Annotated in this window: 27 protein-coding genes and 2 tRNA genes; 19 read left to right on the top strand and 10 right to left on the bottom strand. The window is 55.3% G+C overall.

Features of this window, described 5'->3' with window-relative positions:
• The first annotated feature begins 198 nt into the window (after positions 1 to 198).
• Both slyB and LLF79_RS13845 read left to right on the top strand, forming a co-directional pair.
• On the top strand, positions 199 to 666 hold the full coding sequence (gene slyB, locus LLF79_RS13850; RefSeq protein WP_008500578.1) for an outer membrane lipoprotein SlyB: 468 nt from the start codon (positions 199 to 201) through the stop codon (positions 664 to 666).
• Between the two features lie 199 nt (positions 667 to 865).
• Entirely contained in the window at positions 866 to 2,227 is a 1,362-nt protein-coding gene (locus LLF79_RS13845) for a GGDEF domain-containing protein (RefSeq protein WP_227879661.1), read from the top strand.
• A 35-nt stretch (positions 2,228 to 2,262) separates the two neighbouring features.
• On the opposite strand, the gene slyA is transcribed toward LLF79_RS13845, so the two are convergent.
• A complete protein-coding gene (gene slyA / locus LLF79_RS13840; RefSeq protein ID WP_021241135.1) occupies positions 2,263 to 2,703 on the bottom strand; it encodes a transcriptional regulator SlyA in 441 nt (146 codons plus the stop codon).
• A 186-nt stretch (positions 2,704 to 2,889) separates the two neighbouring features.
• Here slyA and LLF79_RS13835 point away from each other — a divergent pair, with 186 nt between their 5' ends.
• The 3 genes from LLF79_RS13835 to LLF79_RS13825 are packed head-to-tail and all read left to right on the top strand — an operon-like array spanning position 2,890 to position 6,022.
• Positions 2,890 to 3,126, top strand: coding sequence for a DUF1656 domain-containing protein (locus tag LLF79_RS13835; RefSeq protein ID WP_008500581.1), 237 nt, complete (start codon positions 2,890 to 2,892; stop codon positions 3,124 to 3,126).
• A gap of 2 nt (positions 3,127 to 3,128) precedes the next feature.
• Positions 3,129 to 3,989, top strand: a complete 861-nt coding sequence (locus LLF79_RS13830) for an HlyD family secretion protein (protein ID WP_023292627.1) — start codon at positions 3,129 to 3,131, stop codon at positions 3,987 to 3,989.
• Positions 3,989 to 6,022, top strand: a complete 2,034-nt coding sequence (locus LLF79_RS13825; RefSeq protein WP_070532616.1) for an FUSC family protein — start codon at positions 3,989 to 3,991, stop codon at positions 6,020 to 6,022. Before LLF79_RS13830 ends, LLF79_RS13825 begins: the two co-directional genes overlap by 1 nt.
• Here the strand turns inward: LLF79_RS13825 and sodC are convergent.
• The 3 genes from sodC to LLF79_RS13810 form a co-directional block, all read right to left on the bottom strand.
• On the bottom strand, positions 6,001 to 6,519 hold the full coding sequence (sodC, locus tag LLF79_RS13820) for a superoxide dismutase [Cu-Zn] SodC (protein WP_023343972.1): 519 nt from the start codon (positions 6,517 to 6,519) through the stop codon (positions 6,001 to 6,003). The two genes, LLF79_RS13825 and sodC, sit on opposite strands and share 22 nt — an antisense overlap.
• 80 nt (positions 6,520 to 6,599) lie before the next feature.
• Complete coding sequence (locus tag LLF79_RS13815; protein WP_021241132.1) at positions 6,600 to 7,496, bottom strand: aldo/keto reductase family oxidoreductase; 897 nt, start codon at positions 7,494 to 7,496, stop codon at positions 6,600 to 6,602.
• Between the two features lie 48 nt (positions 7,497 to 7,544).
• The gene (locus LLF79_RS13810; protein ID WP_008500587.1) at positions 7,545 to 7,784 is read right to left on the bottom strand and encodes a DUF1289 domain-containing protein; all 240 of its coding nucleotides are present in this window, start codon (positions 7,782 to 7,784) and stop codon (positions 7,545 to 7,547) included.
• 149 nt (positions 7,785 to 7,933) lie between these two features.
• Here LLF79_RS13810 and eptA point away from each other — a divergent pair, with 149 nt between their 5' ends.
• From eptA to rnt, 5 genes are all read left to right on the top strand, one after another.
• On the top strand, positions 7,934 to 9,559 hold the full coding sequence (gene eptA, locus LLF79_RS13805) for a phosphoethanolamine transferase EptA (RefSeq protein ID WP_227879657.1): 1,626 nt from the start codon (positions 7,934 to 7,936) through the stop codon (positions 9,557 to 9,559).
• A 41-nt stretch (positions 9,560 to 9,600) separates the two neighbouring features.
• Positions 9,601 to 10,200 (top strand): TetR/AcrR family transcriptional regulator, encoded by a 600-nt coding sequence (locus LLF79_RS13800; protein ID WP_227879654.1) that lies wholly within the window; start codon positions 9,601 to 9,603, stop codon positions 10,198 to 10,200.
• A 54-nt stretch (positions 10,201 to 10,254) separates the two neighbouring features.
• The gene (locus LLF79_RS13795) at positions 10,255 to 11,352 is read left to right on the top strand and encodes an alkene reductase (protein WP_063418023.1); all 1,098 of its coding nucleotides are present in this window, start codon (positions 10,255 to 10,257) and stop codon (positions 11,350 to 11,352) included.
• Positions 11,353 to 11,452: 100 nt separating this feature from the next.
• Entirely contained in the window at positions 11,453 to 11,860 is a 408-nt protein-coding gene (gloA, locus tag LLF79_RS13790; protein WP_008500591.1) for a lactoylglutathione lyase, read from the top strand.
• Between the two features lie 95 nt (positions 11,861 to 11,955).
• Positions 11,956 to 12,615, top strand: coding sequence for a ribonuclease T (gene rnt / locus LLF79_RS13785; RefSeq protein WP_008500592.1), 660 nt, complete (start codon positions 11,956 to 11,958; stop codon positions 12,613 to 12,615).
• Between the two features lie 74 nt (positions 12,616 to 12,689).
• Here rnt and grxD read toward each other — a convergent pair whose 3' ends face one another.
• Positions 12,690 to 13,037, bottom strand: coding sequence for a monothiol glutaredoxin 4 (gene grxD, locus LLF79_RS13780; RefSeq protein WP_003832760.1), 348 nt, complete (start codon positions 13,035 to 13,037; stop codon positions 12,690 to 12,692).
• Positions 13,038 to 13,375: 338 nt separating this feature from the next.
• Between grxD and LLF79_RS13775 the strand changes: the two genes are divergently transcribed.
• On the top strand, positions 13,376 to 14,149 hold the full coding sequence (locus LLF79_RS13775; RefSeq protein WP_021241128.1) for a C40 family peptidase: 774 nt from the start codon (positions 13,376 to 13,378) through the stop codon (positions 14,147 to 14,149).
• A gap of 122 nt (positions 14,150 to 14,271) precedes the next feature.
• Positions 14,272 to 14,853, top strand: coding sequence for a superoxide dismutase [Fe] (sodB, locus tag LLF79_RS13770; protein WP_023292633.1), 582 nt, complete (start codon positions 14,272 to 14,274; stop codon positions 14,851 to 14,853).
• Positions 14,854 to 14,891: 38 nt separating this feature from the next.
• On the opposite strand, the gene LLF79_RS13765 is transcribed toward sodB, so the two are convergent.
• The gene (locus LLF79_RS13765; protein ID WP_227879652.1) at positions 14,892 to 16,058 is read right to left on the bottom strand and encodes an MFS transporter; all 1,167 of its coding nucleotides are present in this window, start codon (positions 16,056 to 16,058) and stop codon (positions 14,892 to 14,894) included.
• A gap of 163 nt (positions 16,059 to 16,221) precedes the next feature.
• Positions 16,222 to 16,311 carry a YnhF family membrane protein gene (locus tag LLF79_RS13760; RefSeq protein ID WP_008500596.1) on the bottom strand — a complete coding sequence of 30 codons (90 nt, stop codon included), beginning with the start codon at positions 16,309 to 16,311 and terminating at the stop codon, positions 16,222 to 16,224.
• A gap of 297 nt (positions 16,312 to 16,608) precedes the next feature.
• Here LLF79_RS13760 and purR point away from each other — a divergent pair, with 297 nt between their 5' ends.
• On the top strand, positions 16,609 to 17,634 hold the full coding sequence (gene purR / locus LLF79_RS13755; RefSeq protein WP_014883552.1) for an HTH-type transcriptional repressor PurR: 1,026 nt from the start codon (positions 16,609 to 16,611) through the stop codon (positions 17,632 to 17,634).
• 17 nt (positions 17,635 to 17,651) lie between these two features.
• On the opposite strand, the gene punR is transcribed toward purR, so the two are convergent.
• Complete coding sequence (gene punR, locus LLF79_RS13750) at positions 17,652 to 18,563, bottom strand: DNA-binding transcriptional activator PunR (RefSeq protein WP_008500598.1); 912 nt, start codon at positions 18,561 to 18,563, stop codon at positions 17,652 to 17,654.
• A 114-nt stretch (positions 18,564 to 18,677) separates the two neighbouring features.
• Here punR and punC point away from each other — a divergent pair, with 114 nt between their 5' ends.
• Both punC and cfa read left to right on the top strand, forming a co-directional pair.
• On the top strand, positions 18,678 to 19,877 hold the full coding sequence (gene punC, locus LLF79_RS13745) for a purine nucleoside transporter PunC (RefSeq protein ID WP_047745173.1): 1,200 nt from the start codon (positions 18,678 to 18,680) through the stop codon (positions 19,875 to 19,877).
• Positions 19,878 to 20,175: 298 nt separating this feature from the next.
• A complete protein-coding gene (cfa, locus tag LLF79_RS13740) occupies positions 20,176 to 21,324 on the top strand; it encodes a cyclopropane fatty acyl phospholipid synthase (protein ID WP_008500601.1) in 1,149 nt (382 codons plus the stop codon).
• 31 nt (positions 21,325 to 21,355) lie between these two features.
• Here the strand turns inward: cfa and LLF79_RS13735 are convergent, their stop codons facing one another.
• Positions 21,356 to 21,997, bottom strand: a complete 642-nt coding sequence (locus tag LLF79_RS13735) for a riboflavin synthase (protein ID WP_008500602.1) — start codon at positions 21,995 to 21,997, stop codon at positions 21,356 to 21,358.
• A gap of 225 nt (positions 21,998 to 22,222) precedes the next feature.
• Between LLF79_RS13735 and mdtK the strand changes: the two genes are divergently transcribed.
• The 4 genes from mdtK (at position 22,223) to LLF79_RS13715 (ending at position 25,622) form a co-directional block, all read left to right on the top strand.
• Complete coding sequence (gene mdtK, locus LLF79_RS13730; protein ID WP_021241123.1) at positions 22,223 to 23,596, top strand: MdtK family multidrug efflux MATE transporter; 1,374 nt, start codon at positions 22,223 to 22,225, stop codon at positions 23,594 to 23,596.
• 153 nt (positions 23,597 to 23,749) lie between these two features.
• Positions 23,750 to 23,826: transfer RNA gene (locus tag LLF79_RS13725), tRNA-Val, on the top strand.
• 4 nt (positions 23,827 to 23,830) lie between these two features.
• Positions 23,831 to 23,907 (top strand) — tRNA-Val (locus LLF79_RS13720).
• Between the two features lie 119 nt (positions 23,908 to 24,026).
• The gene (locus LLF79_RS13715) at positions 24,027 to 25,622 is read left to right on the top strand and encodes an FAD-NAD(P)-binding protein (protein ID WP_227879649.1); all 1,596 of its coding nucleotides are present in this window, start codon (positions 24,027 to 24,029) and stop codon (positions 25,620 to 25,622) included.
• Between the two features lie 28 nt (positions 25,623 to 25,650).
• Here the strand turns inward: LLF79_RS13715 and LLF79_RS13710 are convergent, their stop codons facing one another.
• Positions 25,651 to 26,286 carry a carbonic anhydrase gene (locus LLF79_RS13710; protein ID WP_008500605.1) on the bottom strand — a complete coding sequence of 212 codons (636 nt, stop codon included), beginning with the start codon at positions 26,284 to 26,286 and terminating at the stop codon, positions 25,651 to 25,653.
• Positions 26,287 to 26,346: the final 60 nt, after the last annotated feature.

Below are 26,346 nucleotides of genomic sequence, written 5' to 3'. Positions count from 1 at the left end.
TTTGCCATCCGGCAATAATATTTTTTAACAATGTCAGACGGGTAGCGTGGGCGGATCCTGTTTATGTCTCGTTAAGTCAAATTCAAGTACAATTTTCCTATTGTTAGTGCAAAGATATGAACGATGGCCCCTTATGCCATATAATTTAGCCATAACGGATGCCCCCCATCGGGCGTTTTTGGTGAACAGGAGATTCAAATGATTTTACGTGTACTGGGCGTTTCGCTGATTGGTTTAACTCTGGCTGGCTGTGTGAATGACAGTTCACTTTCTGGCGACGTTTATAGCGCTTCTGAAGCGAAACAGGTTCAGAACGTGACTTACGGTACCGTTGTTAACGCACGCCCTGTACAGATTCAGGGTGGTGATGAAAACAACGTGATGGGCGCCATCGGCGGTGCCGTTCTGGGTGGTTTCCTGGGTAATACCGTCGGCGGCGGTACGGGCCGTTCTCTGGCAACAGCCGCAGGCGCAGTAGCCGGTGGTGTAGCAGGCCAGGGTGTTCAGGGTGCGATGAACAAAACCCAGGGCGTCGAGCTGGAAATTCGTAAAGACGACGGCAGCACCATTATGGTTGTTCAGAAACAAGGCAGCACCCGCTTCTCCGCAGGTCAGCGCGTTGTGCTGGCAAGCAACGGAAGCCAGGTGACCGTTTCTCCACGTTAATTAAAAATGGATGTGGCCATTGGGCCACATCCATTTACAATATACATCACTTATACGAATATTTTTACAAAATATATTCGCCCCACAAATATTTAATCTCATCGTATATTGTCTCCGCGCAAAGTATTTATTGCATTACTTGCTTAGACTCTTCGCAATTACCTCTTCATAATTTATTTCTCATTTTGTAAAAACTTATATGCTTGCGAATAGTCGTTGTCTAAAAGGTCGTTATATCTCGTTCTGTTTCGGTTGCCTTGTCGTCATCGGAATATTACAAGCTCTCTTTTCAAAAGTGGTTGAATGGGTTCCCTCCTTCTCGCCTCTTTTGTTCCCTACGCTCACCATTTTTTTACTCGTGTTTCACCTGTTTATTGCCTGCTTTATGGCAATGAAATACTGGTGTGATAAGCGGCGGCTCTATCTGGTTGCGATCGCCTTTGCCTTTGCCGGTTCGGCATTGTTGATGGTCGGAACGCTGTCCAGCTTTCCAGCATGGCTGAACCTCTATCAGTTCAACGTCGTGAACTACAACGATGCGATGATCTACTTTATGTTCCGCCACTTTTTAATGGCGGTGTTGTTCATCGTTGCGGCAATACTCTATCCTACGCGCGATTACCCTTTTTCACGGTTGGCGCATATCTCAATTGTGAGCGGGGCGTTTCTCTTTACCGCCTGCGTTGTGGGACTGGCCTGGATATATTCCAGTCACTCGCCCTTGTTATCCATTGACCTGGTTGATAACGAAACCCGTCAGTTTATGGTGCTCTGGAGCCAATGCATAAATATTTCTTTAATTGTCTTCTGGGTGGTTTCATTAGTAACGCTGATGTTTGTCACGCGCGTGCGCAATTTATTCTGGGTAGGCGGAAATTTCCTGTGCGTTTGCTATATCGTCACGCTCGCCATGCTGTTAGTAGGCGGACATGCTGAAGATATATCGTGGTATCGCGCCCGGCTATTTGAAACCGTCGCTACGCTGATGATTATTTTTGTACTGCTCTACGACGTCTTCATGCTGTACCGTGATTCCCATTTAAAATATCAGCAGTCATATCAAAATTCGATTCGCGATCCGCTTACGCGATTGTATAACCGCAGCTATTTTTATGAATCGTTAAACCAGGCGCTGGACATGGCGAAACCCAGCCGCCCAGTTTCGGTTATCGTCAGCGATCTCGACCGCTTCAAGCGTATCAACGATAACTATGGCCACCTTCAGGGAGACAAAGTCTTACAGTTTGTCGCCAATCTGCTGATGGATTCCGTACGCCCGCAGGACATCGCGGCTCGAATCGGCGGTGAGGAGTTTGTGCTGATGCTGGCCAACACCTCTTCAGATGCAGCCCACCAGGTGGCGGAACGTATTCGGTTGAAGCTAAGCAGCTTTGATAAAACCAGCAGCGGAGGGCAGCTACCTGAGCCGATTACCATCAGCATGGGAGTATTTACGGCGACGTCATCGTCCGTGACCGCAGAAGCGTGCGTGGAGAGTGCCGACAAGGCGATGTATAAAGCGAAGGAGACAGGCCGTAATCGAGTGGTGGTCTTTAAGTAAAAAAAGGCCTTGCTGCTGCAAGGCCTTAGTGTTTATCAGTCGCGAGACTGTAGCTCATGGATGTTTTGCTCAAGGCGAGCAATGAGGCTAATGAGCATTTCCAGCTCCGCCGGTGAAACGCCTGAAAGGATTTCACCGCGCGTTTTGGTAATCACAGCTTCCATTTCAGTAATGATAGGCGCCGCTTTCTCAGTGAGTTTTATCCGCTTGGCGCGACGATCGCTGGCGCAGGTTTGTCGGGAGATCAGCCCCTTCTCTTCCAGCTGGTCAAGCGTGCGCACCAGTGACGGTTGCTCAATGCCTATCGCTTTTGCCAGTTGAATTTGCGACTGGTCGGGCGGCAGCTGATGAATGTTGTGCAGCGTGACCCAATGCGTCTGCGTCAATTCCAGAGGTTTCAGGCGATGGTCAATCAGAGCACGCCAGACGCGTACCAACCTTGCCAGATCAGAACCTAATGGCGATTCCAATTTCATCTCCTTATAATTAGCTTGCTAAGTTATTATACTGATTTTAGAATAGTGTGCAGCATTTGTAATGGCAAAACAAATGCAATACTGCATTCATCTAACTCAAAAGTATGACTTACACTGAATTGTGATGCTTCTTCATACTCAGACAAGCCAACACGGCATTCTGTTCACTGCAAAGGATCTCTGCTCGTGACCTTTTTTCATCGCTCAGAGGGTTTACCCCTCCAGGACCTGATCTTCGGTGCGTCAGTCTACTTTCCCCCTCTGTTTAAGGCCGTGCTGGTGGGCTTTATTCTCTGGCTCATCGCGCATCGCCTGCTTCGCGACTGGATGTATTCCGGCGAAATCTGGCATCCCATGCTGATGGATCTTTCCCTGTTTGCCCTCTGTGTATGCCTGGGCCTTGCTGTTCTGATCGTGTGGTGACTATGCCCCTGAAAACGCTGAAGTACTTTTCCACCCTGTTTGTTCTGGTCCTTGCGCTGGTCGCCGGATGGTGGCTCTGGAACTATTACATGCAGTCACCCTGGACGCGTGACGGTAAGATTCGCGCTGAGCAGGTCAGCATTACCCCGCAGGTATCGGGAAGCATTACGTCGCTGCTGGTTAAGGATAACCAGTACGTTAAAAAGGGAGAGGTTTTATTCCGAATCGACGACACGCCGTACCATATCGCGATTCTGAATGCCCAGGCGCAGCTGGCAAAAGCCCAGTCTGATCTGGCAAAGGCCAACAACGAGGCCAACCGCCGCCGTCACCTGTCGCAAAACTACATCTCCGCGGAGGATTTAGACACCGCCAACCTCAACGTTAAGGCGATGCAGGCGAGCGTCAACGTGGCTGAGGCGACGCTGAAGCAGGCGCAGTGGGAGCTGACCCAAACCGTGATTACCGCCCCTGTCGATGGATGGGTGACCAACCTTTCCGCCCGCGTGGGTAACTATGCCACCACGGGACAGCCCGTTTTCGCCCTGGTCGACAGCCACTCCTTCTACGTAGTGGGCTACTTCGAAGAGACCAAGCTTCGACATATTCGCGAGGGATCGCCAGCAGCGATTACGCTGTACAGCGGCTCGCAAAGGTTACAGGGTCACGTCTCCAGCATTGGTCGCGCCATTTACGATCAAAGCGTTGAAACAGATTCCGGCCTGGTGCCGGATATCAAGCCGAACGTCCCCTGGGTGCGTCTCGCTCAACGCGTGCCTGTTCGCGTGGAGTTTGACCATTTACCGCAGGGCATCACGCTGGTATCCGGCACCACCTGCACTGTCTCCATCGGAACCCCTTAATGAAGCTGCAGGCGCTCTCCTGGCAAAACTCGCCGTGGATGAAAGCGACGCGTCCTCAGTGGCGCTACGCGCTGCGTAACGGCATTGCCATGTGTCTGGCGCTGACCGTCGCCTATTACCTGAACCTGGATGAGCCGTACTGGGCGATGACCTCTGCCGCAGTGGTGAGTTTTCCCACCGTTGGTGGGGTGATCAGTAAAAGCCTTGGGCGTATCGCCGGCAGCCTGCTGGGTGCCACGGCGGCGTTAATTATCGCCGGCCACACTCTGAACGACCCATGGCTGTTCCTGCTGAGCATGGCGGCATGGCTGGGATGCTGTACCTGGGCCTGCGCCCATTTCACCAACAACGTCGCCTACGCTTTCCAGCTGGCGGGCTATACCGCCGCCATTATTGCCTTCCCGGTGGTGAATGTGCTCGATACCACCGAGCTGTGGGATATTGCACAGGCGCGCGTCTGCGAAGTGATTGTCGGGATCCTCTGCGGCGGATTTATGATGATGATCCTCCCCAGCACTTCCGACGGCACCGCACTCATCACCGCCCTTAAAACCATGCACACCCGGTTGCTTGAACACGCGAGCCTGCTGTGGCAACCGGATACCAGCGATGAGATCCGTCTCGCCCATGAAAAGGTGATAGGACAGATCCTGACAATGAATCTGCTGCGTATTCAGGCGTTCTGGAGCCACTACCGCTTTCGCCGTCAGAACACCCTGCTTAACTATTTGCTGCACCAGCAGCTGCGCATGACCAGCGCCATCTCCAGCCTGCGCCGGATGCTGCTCAACTGGCCGACGCCGCCGGAAAACACGCGCGCGGTGATAGAAACGCTGCTCGTGGCCCTTGCGCGCCCGGATGCAGACATCTACACGGTCGCGCGAATAATCGCCCCGCTCGCCCCGGTGGATGAATATGATTATCGCCATCGCGCCTTCTGGCAGCGGTTGAATTACTTTTGCCGCCTCTACCTGCGCAGCAGCCGCTGGATTAACGCGGTAGAGAACGCCACCCCGGTTACGGAGTTCAACGTTCCCGGGAGCCCGGCTCTCGCCCGCCATACTGACTACCTGGAGGCGCTGTGGAGCGGTTTTCGCACCTTTTGCGCGCTGATGCTGGTGGGCGCGTGGAGTATCACCACGCAGTGGGAGTCCGGTACGGCGGCCCTGACGCTCGCCGCCATCAGCTGCGTGCTTTACTCCGTCGCGGCCTCGCCGTTTAACTCGCTGACGCTCCTGCTGCGCACCCTGGTGCTGCTGTCGCTGTTCAGTTTCGTGGTGAAGTTTGGCCTGATGGTGCAGATAAGCGATCTCTGGCAGTTCCTGCTGTTCCTCTTTCCGCTGTTGACCACCATGCAGCTACTCAAGCTGCAGATGCCGAAGCTGGCGGGCCTTTGGGGACAGCTGATTGTCTTTATGGGCTCGTTTATCTCCGTGACGAATCCACCGGTGTACGATTACGCCGATTTTCTCAATGACAACCTCGCAAAGATCCTCGGCGTGGGGCTGGCGTGGCTGGCCTTCGCGGTGCTGCGTCCCGGCTCCGATGCCCGCAAAAGCCGCAGGCATATCCGGGAGTTACGCCGGGGGTTTGTCGACCAGCTCAGCCGCAAGCCGCATCTTCGTGAGAGTGAGTATGAATCGCTGGTTTATCATCACGTCAGCCAGCTCAATAACAGCCAGGACGCGCTTTCCCGGCGCTGGCTGCTGCGCTGGGGCGTGGTGCTGCTGAACTGCTCGCACGTGGTCTGGCAGCTTCGCGGGTGGGAAACGCGTTCCGACCCGCTGTCGCAGGTGCGTGACGTTTGCATCTCCCTGCTGCGCGATGTCATGAGCGAACGCGGGGTCCAGCAGCGGCCGCTGGAAGCCACGCTGAATGAACTGCAGCGGATCTGCGATACGCTTGCACGACATCATCTCCCCGCCGCCCGCGATTTGGCCTCGATAATCTGGCGGCTGCACTGCTCGCTGTCGCAGCTGGAACAGGCACCACCGCCGGGTACGATTGGGGATCAGATCACGCCGCAGGCATAACGCGCCCCGCCGCCGCCAAGCGGTTTAGGCTGATCGGACATATTGTCGCCGCCGACGTGGATCATCAGCGCTTTGCCTTTCACCTCATCCAGCTTTTTCAGCCGCGGCGCGACAACGGGATCGGTGGCTTTACCGTCGTTATTGACCACCAGCACGGGCAGATCGCCCAGATGTCCCATGCCTTCGGGGCCCTCATGCTTGCCGGAGTGCTGCGGGTCAAGGTGACCGCCTGCCGCTTCCGCAGCCGACGCTTTCCCCTCTTTTAACGCGGGCTGACAGCTTCCTTTGGCGTGAACATGAAAACCATGCTCACCGGGAGGGAGTGCTTTGAGGTTGGGAGCGAACTCCAGTCCTTTATCGGTTTCCGTGATTTTCACCGTACCGATGGACTGACCCACACCCTGAGAGGTGACGAGATTCATTTCCACTTCGTCGCTGGCTGCCTGCGCCCCTGCGCAAACAACCAGCGCGACCATTGCCAGAGCAAAACGCTTCATATGACCTCCGCTGGTTATTTTTTGCCCCTTAAGTGTATACCAGGGGCAAAGATTTCACCGGAAAGTCATCTTCTGGCGGTTTATGGCACGTCGTAACCCAGCGCAGCCTTGCGGATGCGGAACCACTGCTGGCGGGTCATCTGCAGCTCTTCAGCGGCCAGTGCAGAACGCACGCGTTCAATTTTGCCAGAACCAATAATCGGCAGCGGTTTTGACGGCAGGCGCAGGATCCAGGCGTAAACCACCTGTTCGATGCTCTCCGCGTTCAGCTCGCGGGCGATGGTGTCCAGCTCGTTGCGCAGCGGCTGGAATTCATCATCATTGAACAGGCGTCCGCCTCCCAGGCACGACCAGGCCATCGGGCGAATACGCAGCTGTTGCAGCTGGTCGAGGGTACCGTCCAGCAGCAGCGGCTGGTGTACCGGGGAGATCTCCACCTGGTTGGTGGCGAGGGTAAACGGCAGACGAGACTGAAGCAGCGCAAACTGCGCCGGGGTAAAGTTGGAAACGCCAAAGTGACGCACTTTGCCGCTCTGATGCAGGTTCAGGAAGGCTTCTGCCACCTCATCGGCATCCATGAGCGGGTCCGGACGATGGATTAACAGCAGGTCGATACGGTCGGTCGCCAGATTGACCAGCGACTGCTCAGCGCTCTTGATGATATGCGCGCTGTCGGTGATGTAATGCCCAAGGGCGTGTTCCGGTTTTGCCGTGGTGGCAATCCCGCACTTCGTGACGATCTCCATGCGGTCGCGGAGTGCCGGAACCAGCTTGAGCGCCTCGCCGAATGCGGCTTCACACTGATAGCCACCGTAAATATCCGCATGGTCGACCGTGGTAACGCCCAGATCGATATGCTCTTCAATAAAGCTCGCCAGCTGGAGGGGGGACATATTCCAGTCCATCAGGCGCCAGTAGCCCATCACAAAACGGGAGAATTCTGGCCCCTGGGGGGCAAGGGTAATTCGCTGAACCATAACATTTTCCTCAAGGACGTGATGTCATGAGTATACGCAATTACCGTGTTAAAAAAGTGAAGGTTGCTGGGGTTCTTCGGTCTCACCGGCTTTGTTTGCGCGTATTTTGCGCAGAAGACGCTGACGGCAGAGGCGTAACACCTCCTGCTTTTGCGTGTCGCTAAAGTTTTGCCAGTTAAAACGCTCGTCGCGGGTACGCATGCACCCGCGGCAATATCCGCGTTCATCCACCTGACAAATCCCACGGCACGGGCTCTGGATGGGGAAAAACTCCAGCTGCTCTGCCACACTCACCTCCGGATAACCACTCTCACCTACAGTGAAGACGCTAAACGCGCCACGTGCAAGGCCTATACCACAGATTTGTGGCATTAAGGTTTCACTAATCTTCCTTCTTTATACTCGGCCCATCATGACAATGACAGGTTTACCGATCGATGTGGTTAATCAAAAAGTTACAATGTAACGACATTAAATTTACTCTGGGCTGTGCACTCTTTTTTACGTTGATTAATGGGCTGTTTATCCAGCGCAGTTGGGCCATTATTGCCCCTGCGCACCTGCACGACATCTTCTTTGCCGCGTCCGTACCGCTGGTGCTGTTTTGCGGCTGGGTGATTGTCTTTAGCCTGCTGAATATCCCCTATATCCGTAAGCCGCTGCTGATCGTCTTAACGGTCGGATGCGCCGCGGCCACCTACTTTATGTACACCTACGGCGCGGTGATCGATCAGAACATGATTGTGAACGTGTTCGAAACCAACTCTCAGGAAGCGACAGCCCTGGTGACCCCGCAGATGATTCTGTGGATTGTTATCGCAGGCCTCGTTCCCTCCGTGGTGCTGGCGTTGACCCGTATTCGTACCGGGAAATGGTGGTATGCCCTGCTGACGCGCGTCGCCGCGATGCTCGGTGCCCTGCTGGTGATTATCCTGATTGCGGCGCTGTTTTATAAAGATTACGCGTCGCTGTTTCGCAACAACAAAAGCATCGTCAAAATGGTGACCCCGGCCAACTATGTCAGCGCGGTGGTGAAGTACAGCAAAATGCGCTGGTTTGCCGGCGATCAAACGCTGGTGCGGATTGGCGAAGATGCCCATAAAGGACCGTTGATTACCGGCCAGCAAAAGAAAACCGTTCTGGTGCTGGTCGTTGGGGAAGCCTCTCGCGCGGCGAACTACTCCCTGAATGGTTACGATCGTGAAACGAACCCGGAGCTGAAAAAGCAGGATGTGATTAACTTCCCGCAGGCCTCCTCATGCGGCACCGAAACCGCCGTTTCCGTTCCGTGCATGTTCTCGGGCATGACGCGTAGCAAATACGATGCCGACCTGGCTCACCATCAGGAAGGTCTGCTCGATGTGCTCAAGCATGCGGGGATCAACCTGCTGTGGCGCGACAACGACGGCGGCTGTAAAGGTGCCTGCGATCGCGTGCCGCATACCGATATGACGCAGTGGAATCTGGATCAGTTCTGCAAAGACAAATCCTGTATTGATGATGTGAATTTCTACCGTCTGGACAACGTGCTGGATGGTCTGAAGCAGGACACGGTGCTGGTTATCCACCTGATGGGGAGCCACGGTCCGGCGTACTATCGCCGTTACCCGGACAATTTCCGAAAATTCACCCCAACCTGCGACACCAATGAAATTCAGGATTGCGATCATCAGGCGCTGATGAATACCTATGACAACACCATCCTGTATACCGACAGCATGGTCAGCAAAACCATTGATGCGCTGAAAGCGCGCCAGGCAAGCATGAACACCGCCCTGATTTATCTCTCGGATCACGGTGAGTCACTGGGTGAAAGCGGCATTTATCTGCACGGTACGCCGTACATGCTGGCACCGGAGCAGCAAACGCACATTCCGTTTATGTTCTGGCTGTCACCGGACTACGCGAAAAACTTTGGCATCAATGAACAGTGTTTACGCGACCACGCTGCAAAAAATGCGGTTTCCCAGGACAATTTGTTCTCGACCGTACTGGGTATGATGGACGTGAAATCAACGGTTTATCAACAGCAGCTGGATATTCTGAACGCATGTCGGCAATAAACTCGCTTGCATTAGACCGAACGGTCTATTAGAGTTCGGCCATGAGCAGAAATACTGAACACGATACCCGCGAACATCTCCTGGCAACCGGCGAGCGTCTTTGCATGCATCGCGGGTTTACCGGTATGGGGTTGAGCGAGTTATTAAAAACCGCTGAGGTACCGAAGGGGTCGTTTTATCACTACTTCCGGTCCAAAGAGGCCTTTGGCGTGGCAATGCTGGAGCGTCATTACGCGGGCTACCACCAGCGTCTGGCGACCCACTTTGCGTCGGGTGAAGGAAACTATCGGGATCGTGTTCTGAACTACTATCAGGAAACGCTGAACCAGTTCTGTCAGCAGGGCATTATCAGCGGATGCCTGACGGTCAAGCTGTCTGCCGAGGTGTGCGATCTTTCCGAAGATATGCGCTCGGCGATGGATAAGGGTGCCCGCGGCGTGATCGCCCTGCTGGCCCAGGCGCTGGAAAAAGGCCGCGACGAAAAAACGCTGGCCTTTACCGGCGACCCCTTAATGCAGTCTCAGGTGCTCTATTCCCTGTGGTTAGGGGCCAATCTGCAGGCAAAAATTTCGCGCAGTGCCGTGCCGCTGGAAAGCGCGCTGGCACATGTGAAAAACAGCGTTACTGCGCCTGACGTATAACGGGCGCTTTTTATTTACCTTATTACTAGTCGACTGGTCTACTCAGGAGTCTTTATGTCAGCTGAAAAACTGTTTACCCCATTGAAAGTGGGTGCCGTCACGGCGCCAAACCGCGTGTTCATGGCTCCGCTGACCCGTCTGCGCAGCATTGAGCCGGGTGACATCCCCACCCCGCTGATGGGCGAATACTACCGTCAACGCGCAAGCTCTGGCCTGATCATTACGGAAGCCACGCAGATCTCTGCTCAGGCGAAGGGTTACGCCGGTGCGCCGGGCCTCCATAGCCCGGAGCAGATCGCGGCATGGCAGAAAATCACCGCGGGCGTTCACGCTGAAGAGGGCCGCATTGCGGTTCAGCTGTGGCACACCGGTCGTATCTCTCACAGCAGCATCCAGCCTGGCGGTCAGGCACCGGTCTCCGCGTCGGCCCTGAGCGCCAATACCCGTACGTCCCTGCGCGATGAAAACGGCAATGCGATCCGCGTGGATACCTCTATGCCGCGCGCGCTGGAGCTTGACGAAATCCCGGGGATTGTTAACGACTTCCGTCAGGCCGTGGCCAACGCCCGTGAAGCCGGCTTTGACCTGATTGAGCTGCACTCCGCGCATGGCTATCTGCTGCACCAGTTCCTGTCACCGTCGTCAAACCACCGCACCGACCAGTACGGCGGCAGCGTCGAAAACCGCGCCCGTCTGGTGCTGGAAGTGGTGGATGCGGTATGCAAGGAGTGGAGCCCGGACCGTATCGGCATTCGCGTTTCCCCAATCGGGTCTTTCCAGAACGTCGACAACGGCCCGAACGAGGAAGCGGACGCGCTCTATCTGATTGACGAGCTGGCCAAACGCGGTATTGCCTATCTGCACATGTCCGAGCCTGACTGGGCCGGCGGTAAGCCTTACACTGAAGCCTTCCGCCAGAAAGTGCGCGAGCGCTTCCACGGCGTGATCATCGGTGCAGGCGCCTATACCCCAGAGAAAGCCGAAGACCTGATCGGCAAAGGGCTGATTGATGCCGTCGCGTTTGGCCGCGACTACATCGCCAACCCGGATCTGGTTGCCCGTCTGCAGAAAAAAGCGGCGCTGAACCCGCAGCGTCCGGAAAGCTTCTACGGCGGCGGCGCGGAAGGCTACACCGACTACCCTTCTCTGTAATCTCGCCATTGTTCATTGATAGCGGCGACACTTCGCCGCTATACTAAAACATCGTTTCTGTTCAAAAAGCTTTTTTATTCCATTGGTTAATGAGGAAATTATGCGCCTACTTCACACCATGCTGCGCGTTGGCGACCTGCAACGTTCAATCGATTTCTACACTAACGTCCTGGGCATGAAGCTGCTGCGCACCAGCGAAAACCCGGAATACAAATACTCGCTGGCGTTCGTGGGTTACGGCCCGGAAACGGATGAAGCGGTGATCGAGCTGACCTACAACTGGGGCGTTGACAGCTATGAGCTGGGCACGGCCTACGGCCATATCGCGCTGGAAGTGGACAACGCGGCCGACGCGTGCGAACGCATTCGCAAAAATGGCGGTAACGTTACGCGCGAAGCGGGACCGGTAAAAGGCGGCACCACCGTGATTGCGTTTGTGGAAGATCCGGACGGTTACAAAATCGAGCTGATTGAAGCCAAAGACGCCGGTCGCGGTCTGGGCAACTGATCCCTCAGGGCGCAACGTGCGCCCGTAGTTTTACTGCATCACCCCGCAAAATTTGCCATAATGCGCTCTGCTTTTTCCCCATGTAAGAGACCCTGATGTCCGATAACGCTCAATTTAGCGGTCTGTGCGACCGTTTTCGTGGTTTTTATCCCGTTGTCATTGATGTAGAAACAGCCGGATTTAACGCTAAAACCGATGCGCTGCTCGAAATTGCCGCCATCACGCTGAAGATGGATGAACAGGGCTGGCTTACACCGGACACCACGCTGCATTTCCACGTTGAACCTTTCGAAGGGGCAAACTTACAGCCGGAAGCGCTGGCGTTTAACGGTATCGATCCGCATAACCCGCTGCGCGGTGCCGTCAGTGAATATGATGCGCTGCACGCCATTTTTAAAATGGTGCGCAAAGGCATGAAGGAGAGCAACTGCAGCCGCGCCATTATGGTGGCTCATAACGCCACCTTCGATCACAGCTTTACCATGGCCGCCGCCGAGCGGGCCGCGCTCAAGCGCAACCCCTTCCACCCGTTTGTGACCTTCGATACCGCCGCGCTGAGCGGCCTGGCGCTGGGACAAACGGTGTTATCAAAGGCCTGTATTACGGCTGGCATTCCGTTCGATGGCACGCAGGCGCACTCCGCGCTGTATGACACGGAGCGTACCGCAGAGCTGTTCTGTGAGATCGTCAACCGCTGGAAGCGTCTGGGCGGCTGGCCGCTGCCGATGGATGATGAGGCCGAGCGCCAATCGTAGGTCGGGTAAGCACAGCGCCACCCGACAAAAAAAAGCGACCACATAGCAGGTCGCTTTTTTATTTCCGCAGAAAGTTACTCTGCGTCCGGCTCTTCCGTTTTGTACTTCGCCGCGGTTTCTTTGATCAGCTGCTGCAGTTCGCCGCGCTGATACATTTCAATCAGGATATCGCAGCCGCCAACCAGTTCACCGTCTACCCACAGCTGTGGGAAGGTCGGCCAGTTCGCGTACTTAGGCAGCTCAGCGCGGATGTCCGGGTTCTGCAGGATATCAACGTAAGCAAAACGCTCACCACAGGCAGACAGCGCCTGAACCGCTTGCGCGGAGAAGCCGCAGCTTGGCAGCTTTGGAGAACCTTTCATATACAGCAGAATCGGGTTTTCAGCGATCTGGCGCTGGATTTTTTCAATAGTGGTGCTCATGTCTTGCTTCCTTTAACTTCTGTTACGGCATTCGTCTGACATTGTAGCGGTTCAGACTGGCATCGGAAAATAACATTTTTGTCACGTATAGACATTCTACTCCGAGTGATGAAAAGTTGCATTGCAAATGGTGTTTACCCCTGCGTCAGCCAGGGTTTTGCTTAGGGAATGGGCAAATGTACGACAGAACGATGAATTTTTTTGCACTTGCTAACGAAACAGGATCGTAGATTGAAAAATGCTATTAACTTTCTGGCTTTTTATGGATTAGAATCGACGGGCTTTGTAAATCACACGCGGGTATTATTGATGACCTGCATTTATCAGGGGACTGCCCAGTGGCGCGGATAAATAAAATCTCGATCACGCTCTGTGCTTTACTGTTTACTTCACTCACCTTCACGCCAGTGGCAAACGCCTCTCAGCAGGCGCGGCATTCTGCTGTACAAAAAAACCATCTGGTGAAAGCCACAGAACGTAAGAAAAAAACCACCGCTAAGAACGACAAGAAAAAGACAACCACACAGACTAAAAAAACCGCTTCCAGCAAGACGAAAACCACCTCTTCCCGCACTGCCCACACCGCCAAAAGTAAAGCTTCGCAAACCGCCGCTAACCTCGTGACTGAAAAATGCATCGCGCGTAAAGGCCATAAGGCGAAATGCACCAAGGTCACCAAAATAGCGGAAGTGCATAAAGTGCGCGTCCAGAAAGCGCAAAAAACCGCAATGAACAAGCTGATGGGACAGATTGGCAAACCGTATCACTGGGGCGGGACTTCGCCACGTACCGGTTTTGACTGCAGCGGCCTCGTCTATTACGCCTATAAAGATCTGGTCAAGTTCCGCATTCCGCGCACCGCCAACGAGATGTACCACCTGCGCGATGCTTCCCCGGTCAACCGAGGAGAGCTGGAGAACGGCGATCTGGTCTTCTTCCGCACGCAGGGTCGCGGGACGGCTGACCACGTTGGCGTCTATGTCGGCAACGGAAAATTCATCCAGTCACCGCGTAGCGGCCAGGATATTCAGATCACATCGCTCAGTGAAGACTACTGGGTGCGCCATTACGTCGGCGCGCGTCGCGTGATGACGCCGAAAACCATTCGCTAACCCTTACCCTGCCACACCCGTGGCAGGGTAAGTTCCTCTTTTGCATACCCTTTCAATTTGCTATCCTGCCCTTGTTGTCTGTGTGGTTATTGGCAACACAAAATACAATAAGGAGAGAAGCAATGTCGTTCGAATTACCTGCACTACCGTATGCAAAAGACGCCCTGGCCCCGCACATTTCTGCGGAAACCCTGGAATATCACTACGGCAAGCATCACCAGACGTACGTCACCAACCTGAATAACCTGATCAAGGGCACCGATTTTGAAGGCAAAACGCTGGAAGAGATCGTGCGCAGTTCTGAGGGTGGCGTATTCAACAACGCCGCTCAGGTGTGGAACCACACCTTCTACTGGCACTGCCTGGCGCCAAACGCCGGTGGCGAACCTGTCGGTGAACTGGCTACCGCCATCAACGCCGCCTTTGGCAGCTTCGCGGAATTCAAAGCGAAGTTCACCGATGCCGCCATCAAGAACTTCGGTTCAGGCTGGACGTGGCTGGTCAAAGAGGCGGATGGCAAACTGGCTATCGTGTCTACCTCTAACGCAGGCACCCCGCTGACCACCAGCGCGAAGCCGCTGATGACCGTGGACGTATGGGAACACGCTTACTACATCGATTACCGCAACGCGCGCCCTAACTACCTGGAGCACTTCTGGGCACTGGTTAACTGGGACTTTGTGGCGAAGAACTTCGCCGCGTAAGAGACACGCAGAAGGGTTCGCCCTTCTGCGTTTTTGGTTTATTCCGCAGCGCAGGCTGCTTCTGGCTGTTTACGACCCGACATCATCACCAGCAGCAGACCGAGCGCGGCAATAATCGCCCCCATCACCGGCACAAAACTGTACCCCAGCCCACCGGAAATCACGGCCCCACCGGCCGCCGCACCGAGCGCATTGCCCAGGTTGAAAGCACCAATATTGACCGAGGATGAGAGGCCCGGCGCTTCATGCGCGACGCGCATCACGCGCATCTGCAGCGGTGGCACCACCGCGAACGTTGCAGCCCCCCAGACGACCATTGCGATCGCGGCACCAAACTCGTTACGCGCCAGCCACGGAATGGCGATCATGATAACAATCAGCAGGGTTAAGAAGCCCTTCAGCGTTCCGCTCACGGAACGGTCGGCAAATTTCCCGCCGAGATAGTTACCAATCGAGAAGCCCACGCCAATCAGCACCAGCATCGCGGTAACGAAGAGAGGCGTTGCATGGGTGATATCGTGCAACACCGGTGAAATATAGGTGTAGAGGGTAAACATCGCCCCTGCCCCCAGCACGGTGGTCAGCAGCGCGGAGAGCACCTGCGGGCGCATCAGCACCGCCAGCTCCTTACGCACTTCCGGACGTTCTCCGGCGCTGCCCTTTGGCAGGGAGAAGAACAAGGCCACCATCGCGACCACGCCCAGTCCGGCCGTCGCCAGGAAGGACATCCGCCAGCCAATGACCTCGCCCAGCCAGGTTGTCGCAGGAACGCCGCCGATGTTAGCGATGGTCAGGCCCATAAACATGGTGGCTACGGCGCTGGCCTGCTTGTGTTTCGGCACAACGCTTGCCGCCACAACCGACCCCAGCCCAAAGAACGCGCCGTGGTTAAGGCTGGTCAGAATACGCGACAGCATCAACGTGGTGTAGTCCGGCGAAATGGCCGAAAGCACGTTGCCGAGGGTGAAAATCGCCATCAGGAAAATCAGCGCATTGCGGCGCGCGCGGTGTGAAAGAAGAAGCGTCATCAGCGGCGCCCCCACCATCACGCCAATGGCGTAGGCGCTGATTAACATGCCGGCCGCAGGGATCGAGACGTCCACGCCGCGGGCGATAACGGGCAGTAACCCCATCGGGGAAAATTCAGTGGTGCCAATCCCAAAAGCGCCAATCGCCAGGGCCAGCAGGGGAAAATTGATTTTCATGCGTCAACTCCGGATGCCGTGTCATGTGGTGACACAGAACAAAGAAGCGGAAAGCATGACATCAATCACAAAAAATGAGAAGTTAACAAAATGGCAAAAGATTTTTGCCTTAGGAGTAACAATCGGGGATAGCGGGAGGGAGAAGGCTCTCCCTCCGCGTAAATCAGTGCAGCGCGGCCGTCAGACCCGCCGCGACAATCAGAGCCAGCACAACCACGGTGGTGAACAGCGAAAACTTCAGATCGGAACTCATCAATTTTTCTCCTTTTAATCCCCCCACGAAAAGTGAGCCTGCTCATTTTTGCATAATTTACGTCAAAAATCTTCCTGGATTTAGGCTGATAAACACTTTACCTCTTCCCCTTTTCATCAAGATAGGACAAAATTCCACGCTAAATTTATTAGCGTACCGGCCATTGACCCCCTCCTGACGTCCCGTGTCGTTTTCCCGGCGTGCCGCAATTCAAGATTGCGTGATAAGGGTGAGAGAAGGCAAACGTTTACCTTCAAGTTTTTCAGGAGTTTAGGATATGGTCTGGAGTGACATTTAATGGCAACAATTAAAGACGTAGCAAAACGCGCAAACGTTTCCACTACAACCGTATCACATGTAATTAACAAAACCCGCTTCGTGGCGGAAGAGACGCGCAACGCCGTCTGGGCTGCGATCAAAGAGCTGCACTATTCGCCAAGTGCGGTTGCGCGCAGCCTCAAGGTTAATCACACCAAATCCATTGGATTGCTGGCGACCAGCAGTGAAGCGGCCTATTTTGCCGAGATCATTGAAGCGGTAGAGAAGAACTGCTTTCAGAAAGGCTATACCCTGATTCTGGGCAACGCGTGGAACAGCATAGAAAAACAGCGCGCCTACCTGTCGATGATGGCGCAAAAGCGCGTCGATGGCCTGCTGGTCATGTGTTCCGAGTACCCGGAATCCGTGCTGTCGATGCTGGAAGAGTATCGCCATATCCCCATGGTGGTCATGGACTGGGGTGAAGCGCGCGCGGACTTCACCGACTCCGTTATCGACAACGCCTTCGAAGGCGGTTACATGGCGGGTCGTTACCTGATCGAACGCGGTCACCGCGAGATTGGCGTGATCCCCGGTCCGCTGGAGCGTAACACCGGCGCGGGCCGTCTGGCCGGTTTTATGAAAGCAATGGAAGAAGCGCTGATCACCGTGCCGGAAAACTGGATCGTGCAGGGCGACTTTGAGCCGGAATCAGGCTACCGCGCGATGCAGCAGATCGTTTCCCAGCAGCACCGCCCGACCGCCGTTTTCTGCGGCGGTGACATCATGGCCATGGGCGCACTCTGCGCCGCCGATGAGCTGGGTCTGCGCGTACCGCAGGATATTTCCGTGATCGGGTATGACAACGTGCGTAACGCGCGCTTCTTCACCCCGGCGCTGACAACCATTCACCAGCCAAAAGATTCGCTGGGCGAAACGGCCTTCAATATGCTGTTGGACAGGATCGTCAACAAACGCGAAGAGTCGCAGTCCATTGAAGTTCACCCGCGCCTGATTGAACGCCGTTCCGTTGCGGACGGTCCGTTCCGCGACTACCGTCGTTAATCCCTTGACGGGGCCAGCTACGCTGGCTCCCGTAACCATTCCCGGTTTAGGGTTTCGCTGTCTCCCAGATAATCCAGCAGCCAGGCCATGGCGGGCGAGACATCATTTTGTTGCCAGGTCAGGCAGCAGGCTGCGTCCGGGAACGGATTCTCCAGCGTCAGTTCAACCCATTCTCCGGTATCGATGCGTGGACGCGCAAAATGAGCGGGCACCATCGCGACGCACAGCCCGGCGCTGAGGCACGTCGCCGATGATTCCCAGTCAGGAGCCACCACCCGCCGCTGGTTATCCAGAAGCCAGGTGATACGCTTGGGCAATGAACGGGACGTATCCTCCAGCACCAGCGACGGCCAGTTGCGCAGCGTATCGTCGCTCAGCGGACCTTCCATCGCTGCCAGAGGATGATCGCTGGCCACCACGCATTTCCAGCTCAGCATACCCATGTCGCGAAAGGCGTAACGTCCCCCGACCGGGATCGCCTGCGTCGCGCCAATCGCCATCTCCGCCCTGCCGTCCGCCAGCGCATCCCAGACGCCGTTGAACACCTCCTGCGAGACCCGTAGCTCGACGTCAGAGAAATGACGATAGAAATCCACGATCATTTGTCGCGTGCGTTCCGGCTTCACGATGTTATCTACCGCGATGGCGAGATGCCCCCGCCAGCCGTTGGCGATCTGCTGACACTGTTCGCGGGTGATCTGCATTTTTTTGATAACAGAACGCCCTTCTTTCAAAAACCATGCTCCGGCGGGCGTTAATTCCACGTCGCGATGCCGCCGTTCAAACAGCGGAACCGCCAGCCACTCCTCAAGCTGACGCACCGTGTAGCTGATGGCCGAAGGGACGCGGTGCAGCTCCTGCGCTGCACCGCTAAAGCTGCCGTTACGCGCAACAGCATCGACCACTTCAAGAGAATAATCTGACCACATTTTCTGCCTGCAAAAAATTTGAATGCACCCGCCAAATATTAGCGTTTCACAAGCCGCTTTGCACTCCCTACACTCTGCGCCAACGTACACCTGCCTCCTCAGGAGAATAAAAGAATGCAACCCAGGAAAGGATTTTTAGTCTGGCTCGGCGGCTTAAGCGTGCTGGGCTTTTTGGCCACCGACATGTACCTGCCCGCGTTTGCCGCGATGCAGGAAGACCTGCAAACCCCTGCCGCGGCCATCAGCGCCAGCCTGAGCCTGTTCCTTGCCGGTTTTGCTTTCGCCCAGCTGCTCTGGGGACCGCTCTCGGATCGCTTCGGCCGTAAACCGGTACTGCTGCTGGGTCTGGCCATTTTTGCCGTGGGCTGCCTGGGGATGCTGTGGGTGCGCGATGCCACCTGGCTGCTGGTGCTGCGCTTCGTTCAGGCCGTGGGCGTCTGTGCCGCGGCGGTGACCTGGCAGGCGCTGGTGACCGACTACTACCCGGCTAACCGCACAAACCGTATTTTCGCCACCATTATGCCGCTGGTGGGCCTCTCCCCTGCCCTGGCTCCGCTGCTGGGCAGCTGGATCCTCGCGCACTTTGACTGGCAGGCCATTTTTGCCACGCTGTTTGCCATCACGCTGGTGCTGATGCTGCCGGCGTTTGTCCTTAAGCCCGCGCATAAAAAAGAGGCGCATGCCGACGCGACGCCGATTACCTTCACCTCCCTGCTGAGCGCCAAAGCGTATCGCGGGAATGTCCTGATTTATGCCGCCTGTTCGGCCAGCTTCTTCGCGTGGCTCACCGGCTCGCCGTTTATTCTGCACGATATGGGCTACAGCCCGGCGGCCATCGGTCTGAGCTATGTTCCGCAGACCATCGCGTTCCTGGTGGGCGGGTACGGCTGCCGCGCGGCGCTGCAAAAATGGGAAGGTCAGCAGATGCTGCCATGGCTGCTGGTGCTCTATGCGCTGAGCGTCATCGGTACCTGGGCCGTCGGGTTTATTCCGGGCGCGGGTCTGGCTGAAATTTTGGTCCCCTTCTGCGTGATGGCCGTGGCAAACGGAGCGATCTACCCGATCGTGGTGGCACAGGCATTACGTCCATTCCCGCAGGCGACAGGCCGCGCCGCCGCGCTGCAAAATACCCTGCAGCTGGGTCTGTGCTTCCTCGCAAGTCTGGTGGTCTCAGCACTGATTGCCACGCCGCTGTTGACCACCACCAGCGTGATGCTGTTCACCGTAGCGCTGGCGGTATTGGGTTACCGCATGCAGGCGTCCGCGCAGCGCGAGCAGGATAACGGCGCGCAGGTGGAAACTTCGCATGCCTGATTGCGCCAGAAATCATGTTACATTTCAGTGATTAGGTTGCTAACAATTTTCTATTGAATCACCAAATTTTGAGGCCTATACTAAATTTGGTTCGATTAAATACGATAAATATTAAGTGTTAACGGGAGCCGGAGTGCTCCCGTTTTACCATGGAAGGCATTTCGGCAAGGGTTATCTCCCTTCCTCTGTTCTACGTCGGATACTAGCCTCGCGGTATTTACCGTGAGATTTCTCACAAACCAAAAAAAGCGTCTACGCTGTTTGAAGGTTCTGATCACATCAGGGTGATGGAGAAGCTATGAGTTCATCGTGTATAGAAGAAGTCAGCGTTCCGGACGACAACTGGTCCCGGATCGTCAGTGAACTGTTAGGTCGAGCAGGCATCACTATCAACGGATCTTCGCCATCCGATCCCCAGGTAAAACATCCCGACTTTTTTAAACGCGTGTTGCGGGAAGGATCGTTAGGCCTGGGAGAAAGTTATATGGACGGCTGGTGGGAGTGCGAACGTCTGGATATCTTTTTTGCCAGCGTGTTGCGTGCCGGTCTGGAAAATCAACTCCCCCGCAATCTGAAAGACACCCTGCGTGTCGCCTCTGCCCGACTGTTTAACTTGCAAAGTAAAAAACGCGCATGGATCGTCGGCAAAGAACATTACGATCTCGGCAACGACCTGTTCAGCCGCATGCTGGACCCTTTCATGCAATACTCCTGCGCCTACTGGAAAGACGCGTCGACGCTTGAGGAAGCACAGCAGGCCAAGCTGCGCCTGATCAGCGAGAAGCTGCAGCTACAGCCCGGCATGCGCGTGCTGGATATCGGCTGCGGCTGGGGCGGGCTGGCGTATTTTATGGCGAAGCACTACGGCGTCAGCGTGGTCGGCGTGACGATCTCAGCGGAACAGCAAAAAATGGCGCGGGAGCGCTGTCAGGGTCTTGACGTGGATATCCGGCTGCAGGACTACCGTGACCTGAACGAGCAGTTCGACCGGATCGTTTCCGTCGGCATGTTCGAGCACGTGGGGCCAAAAAACTACGACACCTACTTTGAGGTGGTGGATCGTAATTTGAAACCGGACGGCCTCTTCCTGCTGCACACCATCGGCTCTAAGCGGACCGATAACAACGTTGACCCGTGGATCAATAAATACATCTTTCCGAATGGCTGTTTACCGTCCGTTCGCCAGATTGCCAACGCCAGTGAATCCCATTTCGTGATGGAAGACTGGCATAACTTTGGCGCGGACTACGACACCACCTTAATGGCATGGCATGAACGTTTCCAGAAAGCCTGGCCCGAGATTGCGGACAACTATTCAGAACGATTTAAACGGATGTTTAGCTATTATCTGAATGCCTGCGCGGGGGCGTTTCGCGCACGGGATATTCAGCTCTGGCAGGTGGTATTCAGCCGGGGGATTGAACACGGACTGCGTGTCGCACGCTAAAAATATAACCCCGGATAGCCGGGGTTATTTTTTATTCTTCTTCTGCGGTCTTTATTATTGCGGCTTCTTTTGCTGCCAGCACGCGCTCCACCGTATCAACCACAGCCTGGGTTTGCGGATCGATTTCGATATTCACGCGATGCCCCAATTTTTTCGCGCCCAGCGTGGTGCGCTGCAGCGTTTCAGGAATTAAATGCACGCAAAAACGCGTTGGCGTCACTTCTCCCACCGTCAGGCTAATCCCGTCAATGCCAATAAATCCTTTATAGAGGATGTATTTCATTAATGACGGGTCCTGCATTTTAAACCAGATTTGACGGTTATTTTCCGAGGTCACGATTTTCGCCACTTCGGCAGTGGTCATGATGTGCCCGGACATCAAATGGCCGCCAATCTCATCGCTGAACTTCGCCGCGCGCTCAACGTTGACGGTATCGCCTACCACCAGCTCGCCCAGGTTAGTGATCCGCAGCGTCTCTTTCATTAAATCAAAGCTAATCTGGTTGCCGTTAATTTCGGTCACGGTCAGGCAGCAGCCGTTATGGGCAATCGAGGCGCCGGTTTCGATGCCCTCAAGCATATATTCCGGCAGCTCAACAACATGAGTACGGAAATTAGGTTTTTCATCAATGGACACCACTTTGGCAGTGCCCTGCACAATACCAGTAAACATGCTTACAACTCCTGTTTTTTCCGAACGGTGATGACACCGTTTAATCCCTCCACAATAACAGTTGGAAAAACAGGTTGCCAGCGGAGCGCATTTTCTGGCGATTTTTTCACTAGATAAATAGCTAAAGCCCGCTACAATAGCTGGCACCCCCCTGCATTTTCTTCTTGCTGCCCGTTTCGGCGGCTTTTTTAGTCTCTCATATAACTACAAAATAAAGGTGTTCACGTGCAGAAGTACATGAATGAAGCGCGCCAGCTATTGGCACTGGCTATACCCGTGATCGTCGCGCAGGTGGCCCAGACCGCAATGGGATTTGTGGATACGGTAATGGCAGGTGGCTACAGCGCCACCGACATGGCGGCCGTTGCTATCGGCACGTCAATCTGGCTTCCGGCCATCCTGTTCGGCCACGGTCTGCTGCTCGCGCTCACGCCTGTTATCGCTCAGCTCAATGGCTCGGGGCGCCGCGAGCGCATTGCCCATCAGGTCCGCCAGGGTTTCTGGCTGGCCGGGTTTGTCTCTGTGCTGATCATGGTCGTGCTCTGGAACGCGGGCCATATCATTCGCGCTATGCATAACATTGACCCGGCCCTGGCGGACAAAGCCGTGGGCTATCTGCGCGCCCTGCTCTGGGGGGCGCCTGGATATCTCTTCTTCCAGGTGGCGCGTAACCAGTGTGAAGGTCTGGCGAAAACCAAGCCCGGGATGGTGATGGGCTTTATCGGGTTGCTGGTCAACATTCCCGTTAACTATGTTTTTATTTACGGTCATTTCGGGATGCCGGAGCTGGGCGGTGTCGGCTGCGGCGTGGCGACGGCCGCCGTTTACTGGGTCATGTTCTTCTCAATGCTTACCTTCGTGAAGCGCGCCCGCTCCATGCGTGATATTCGTAACGAGAACAGATTCAGCACGCCGGACTGGAACATCATGACGCGCCTGGTGCAGCTAGGGTTGCCGATTGCCCTTGCGCTGTTCTTTGAGGTGACCCTGTTTGCCGTGGTCGCCCTGCTGGTCTCCCCGCTGGGCATTGTGAACGTCGCCGGGCATCAGATTGCGCTCAACTTCAGCTCCCTGATGTTTGTCCTGCCGATGTCGCTGGCCGCAGCAGTGACGATTCGCGTGGGCTTCCGCCTGGGGCAAGGCTCGACGCTCGATGCGCAAACCGCCGCGCGCACCGGACTGGGCGTCGGCGTCTGCATGGCCATTTGCACGGCGCTTTTTACCGTGGCGCTGCGCGAGCAGATTGCCCTGCTCTACAACGACAATCCGGAAGTCGTCGCGCTGGCCTCGCACCTGATGCTGCTGGCCGCGATTTACCAGATTTCGGACTCCATCCAGGTGATTGGCAGCGGGGTGCTGCGCGGCTATAAAGACACGCGTTCCATTTTCTTTATCACCTTCATCGCCTACTGGGTGCTGGGTCTGCCGTGTGGGTATATTCTGGCCCTGACCGACCTGGTGGTTGACCGCATGGGACCGGCGGGGTTCTGGATGGGCTTTATCATCGGCCTGACGTCGGCGGCAATTATGATGATGTTGCGCATGCGCTTCCTGCAGCGCCAGCCATCAACGATCATTTTGCAACGCGCTGCACGTTAAATACGCAGTAGCCGCCGCCCGGCGGCTACTTTCTCTTCACTTTGCGCGGTAATACAGCAATCGCGTGAAATCAGAGAGAAAATTGCATTTTCCCTCTTGCCACCTCGGTGCTGTGCCGCTAATATTCGTCCCCGTTGTCACCGACAACACGTTGCGTTCATAGCTCAGTTGGTTAGAGCACCACCTTGACATGGTGGGGGTCGTTGGTTCGAGTCCAATTGAACGCACCATTCTGCGTCCGTAGCTCAGTTGGTTAGAGCACCACCTTGACATGGTGGGGGTCGGTGGTTCGAGTCCACTCGGACGCACCATTTCAGTCCTGAAATGGTGCAAATTCTCCTCAGTTACCCTGAATTTTCTTAATCCCTTATTTTCATCATTATTCTCCTGCTACGCTTTTCCTATGGAAAAAAACACAGGAAACGTGTTGATGAAGAAGATCGCGATTATCGGCTCCGGCCCCACGGGAATTTACACCTTTTATCATCTGCTTAATAACAATACCCCACTCTCCGTTTCCGTCTTTGAACAGGCCGATGAAGCTGGCGTGGGCATGCCCTATAACGATGACGAGAATTCCCGGCTGATGCTGGCGAACATTGCGAGCATTGAAATCCCGCCCATTTTTATGACCTACCTCGACTGGCTTAAGGAGCAAAGCGACGACCATCTGGCGCGCTTTAAAGTTGATAAAGCCAGCCTGCACGATCGGCAGTTCCTGCCCAGGCTCCTGTTGGGAGAGTATTTTCGCGACAGCTTTCGTTCAATCGTAAAAGAGGCGAAAAAGCTGGGGTTCCAGGTTGAGGTTCATGAATCTGCGAAGGTCACCGACATCAACCCTTCGACAACCGGCGTGACGATTTCGGTCAATGACCGCACATTAGCGGATAAATTCGACCTAGCGGTTATTGCCACCGGCCACGTCTGGCCAGAGGAGGATGAAGCCACGCGCACGTTCTTCCCAAGCCCGTGGTCCGGCCTGATGGACGCCCGCATTCCCCCTTGCCGCGTGGGCATTATGGGCACCTCGTTGAGTGGCCTGGACGCGGCTATGGCGGTGGTGATGCAGCACGGCGAGTTTCGTGACGGTAAATTCATCCTCGACAGCGGCAGCGAAGGGTTAAACATTACGCTGATGTCACGGACGGGCATTCTCCCGGAAGCCGATTTTTACTGCCCCATCCCTTATGAACCGCTGTCGGTATTGACCGAATTCGTAGTGGAAAGCGAGATAGCCAAAGGACCGGATGGCCTGCTTGAGCGAGTCTTTGCCCTGATGGTGAAAGAGCTTGAACTCGCCGACCCGGCGTGGTGCGAGAAAATGTCTCTGCGTACGCTTAATGCGGACACCATTCGTGAGGCCTGGTTTGAGGATCGTAAGCGCCACGGGCCCTTTACCTGGGCGGAAGAGAATCTCAACGAGGTTGAACGCAATAAACGCGAGCGCCGTACCGTGGCGTGGCGCTACACCGTGCTTCGGCTGCATGAGGTCGTTCAGGAGATCGTTCCCCATCTTAGCGAGCAGGACAGAAAACGCTTTAAGCAGGGCCTGGCTCGCGTGTTTATCGACAATTATGCTGCCATCCCGCCGCAGTCTATTCGCAGGCTGCTTGCGCTTCGCGAGGCCGGCATCATTAGCGTGGCGGCGCTCGGCGATGATTACACGCTTGATGCCGGCAGCGATCGGACAGTCATCACCACACAAGAGACCGTTTATCGTTTCGACGTCTTTATTGATGCGCGCGGGCAAAAGCCGCTTAAAACAAACGATCTGCCTTTCCCATCGCTGCGCAGACAGCTTGAGGAGACGGGCGATGAGATCCCCGACATCGGCGAGGATTACACGTTAAAAGCGCCAGAAACGGTTCGTGGGCGCATCGCCTTCGGCGCAATACCGTGGCTGATGCACGATCGTCCCTTCGTTCAGGGGCTGGCAGAGTGTGCGGAGATTGCAGAAGCGATGGCGAAGGCGGCTGAAAAACCGGCCTCAGGTATACGGCGTCGGTTACCGTACGTGGAGAACTGACAGGGCTTCCATGCCCTGCAACGCGAGATTATTCGAAGAACACTTCCGGGTTTTCAGACAGCGAGACGAAGCTTTTCGTCGCTTTATCCAGGGCGAGAATTTTGCCGCTTTCAATGTCGTATACCCAGCCGTGCAGGCGAAGCGAGTTATTACGCAGGCCCACCGCGACGGACGGGTGGGTCTTGATGTTGCTGAGCTGCGCAAAGACGTTTTCCTGCACCATCGCATTCACTTTATCGATCGGCTTATCCCAGCTTTTTTTCTCTACCACGGCTTTTGCCGCGTCGGAATAGCGCAGCCAGTGCGATACAGCAGGCATCGGCTCCAGGTTCGCGTTATCGGCAATCGCCTTCATCGCGCCGCAGTTGGAGTGGCCGCAGATCACGATGTCGGTCACGCCCAGCGCCACTACCGCGTACTCGATAGTTGCAGAGACGCCGCCTGGCTCCGGCCCGAACGGTGGAACAATGTTGCCAGCATTACGAATAACAAAGAGTTGTCCCGGCTCTTGCTGGGTGACCAGTTCAGGGACCAGACGGCTGTCGGAGCAGGAGATAAACAGCGCTTTGGGATTCTGGCTGGACGCTAAACTGCGAAAGAGCTCTTTACGTTGCGGGAAAATCTCTTTTTGAAAGCTGAGAAAACCTTCAATGATATGTTGCATAGCAATTTCTCTTTTATCTGTTTTCGTTTAGGCATGATCGAGATCACACTCGCAAAGTTT

The organism is Enterobacter cloacae complex sp. 2021EL-01169 (genome assembly GCF_020733125.1).
Classification (GTDB): Bacteria; Pseudomonadota; Gammaproteobacteria; order Enterobacterales; family Enterobacteriaceae; genus Enterobacter; species Enterobacter roggenkampii.
The sequence above is the reverse complement of the archived record's forward strand: the minus strand, read 5'-3'. Positions and strand labels throughout refer to the sequence as shown.

What these genes read in the sequence shown, in the direction of transcription:
- gloA (WP_008500591.1), top strand. Translation starts at nt 11,453, where the DNA reads ATGCGCCTACTTCACACCATGCTGCGCGTTGGCGACCTGCAACGTTCA.
- LLF79_RS13800 (WP_227879654.1), top strand. Translation starts at nt 9,601, where the DNA reads ATGAGCAGAAATACTGAACACGATACCCGCGAACATCTCCTGGCAACC.
- cfa (WP_008500601.1), top strand. Translation starts at nt 20,176, where the DNA reads ATGAGTTCATCGTGTATAGAAGAAGTCAGCGTTCCGGACGACAACTGG.
- eptA (WP_227879657.1), top strand. Translation starts at nt 7,934, where the DNA reads ATGTGGTTAATCAAAAAGTTACAATGTAACGACATTAAATTTACTCTG.
- punC (WP_047745173.1), top strand. Translation starts at nt 18,678, where the DNA reads ATGCAACCCAGGAAAGGATTTTTAGTCTGGCTCGGCGGCTTAAGCGTG.
- punR (WP_008500598.1), bottom strand. Translation starts at nt 18,563, where the DNA reads ATGTGGTCAGATTATTCTCTTGAAGTGGTCGATGCTGTTGCGCGTAAC.
- LLF79_RS13795 (WP_063418023.1), top strand. Translation starts at nt 10,255, where the DNA reads ATGTCAGCTGAAAAACTGTTTACCCCATTGAAAGTGGGTGCCGTCACG.
- LLF79_RS13760 (WP_008500596.1), bottom strand. Translation starts at nt 16,311, where the DNA reads ATGAGTTCCGATCTGAAGTTTTCGCTGTTCACCACCGTGGTTGTGCTG.
- LLF79_RS13765 (WP_227879652.1), bottom strand. Translation starts at nt 16,058, where the DNA reads ATGAAAATCAATTTTCCCCTGCTGGCCCTGGCGATTGGCGCTTTTGGG.
- sodC (WP_023343972.1), bottom strand. Translation starts at nt 6,519, where the DNA reads ATGAAGCGTTTTGCTCTGGCAATGGTCGCGCTGGTTGTTTGCGCAGGG.
- sodB (WP_023292633.1), top strand. Translation starts at nt 14,272, where the DNA reads ATGTCGTTCGAATTACCTGCACTACCGTATGCAAAAGACGCCCTGGCC.
- LLF79_RS13830 (WP_023292627.1), top strand. Translation starts at nt 3,129, where the DNA reads ATGCCCCTGAAAACGCTGAAGTACTTTTCCACCCTGTTTGTTCTGGTC.
- LLF79_RS13825 (WP_070532616.1), top strand. Translation starts at nt 3,989, where the DNA reads ATGAAGCTGCAGGCGCTCTCCTGGCAAAACTCGCCGTGGATGAAAGCG.
- grxD (WP_003832760.1), bottom strand. Translation starts at nt 13,037, where the DNA reads ATGAGCACCACTATTGAAAAAATCCAGCGCCAGATCGCTGAAAACCCG.
- slyB (WP_008500578.1), top strand. Translation starts at nt 199, where the DNA reads ATGATTTTACGTGTACTGGGCGTTTCGCTGATTGGTTTAACTCTGGCT.
- purR (WP_014883552.1), top strand. Translation starts at nt 16,609, where the DNA reads ATGGCAACAATTAAAGACGTAGCAAAACGCGCAAACGTTTCCACTACA.
- LLF79_RS13845 (WP_227879661.1), top strand. Translation starts at nt 866, where the DNA reads ATGCTTGCGAATAGTCGTTGTCTAAAAGGTCGTTATATCTCGTTCTGT.
- slyA (WP_021241135.1), bottom strand. Translation starts at nt 2,703, where the DNA reads ATGAAATTGGAATCGCCATTAGGTTCTGATCTGGCAAGGTTGGTACGC.
- rnt (WP_008500592.1), top strand. Translation starts at nt 11,956, where the DNA reads ATGTCCGATAACGCTCAATTTAGCGGTCTGTGCGACCGTTTTCGTGGT.
- LLF79_RS13815 (WP_021241132.1), bottom strand. Translation starts at nt 7,496, where the DNA reads ATGGTTCAGCGAATTACCCTTGCCCCCCAGGGGCCAGAATTCTCCCGT.
- LLF79_RS13715 (WP_227879649.1), top strand. Translation starts at nt 24,027, where the DNA reads ATGAAGAAGATCGCGATTATCGGCTCCGGCCCCACGGGAATTTACACC.
- LLF79_RS13735 (WP_008500602.1), bottom strand. Translation starts at nt 21,997, where the DNA reads ATGTTTACTGGTATTGTGCAGGGCACTGCCAAAGTGGTGTCCATTGAT.
- LLF79_RS13710 (WP_008500605.1), bottom strand. Translation starts at nt 26,286, where the DNA reads ATGCAACATATCATTGAAGGTTTTCTCAGCTTTCAAAAAGAGATTTTC.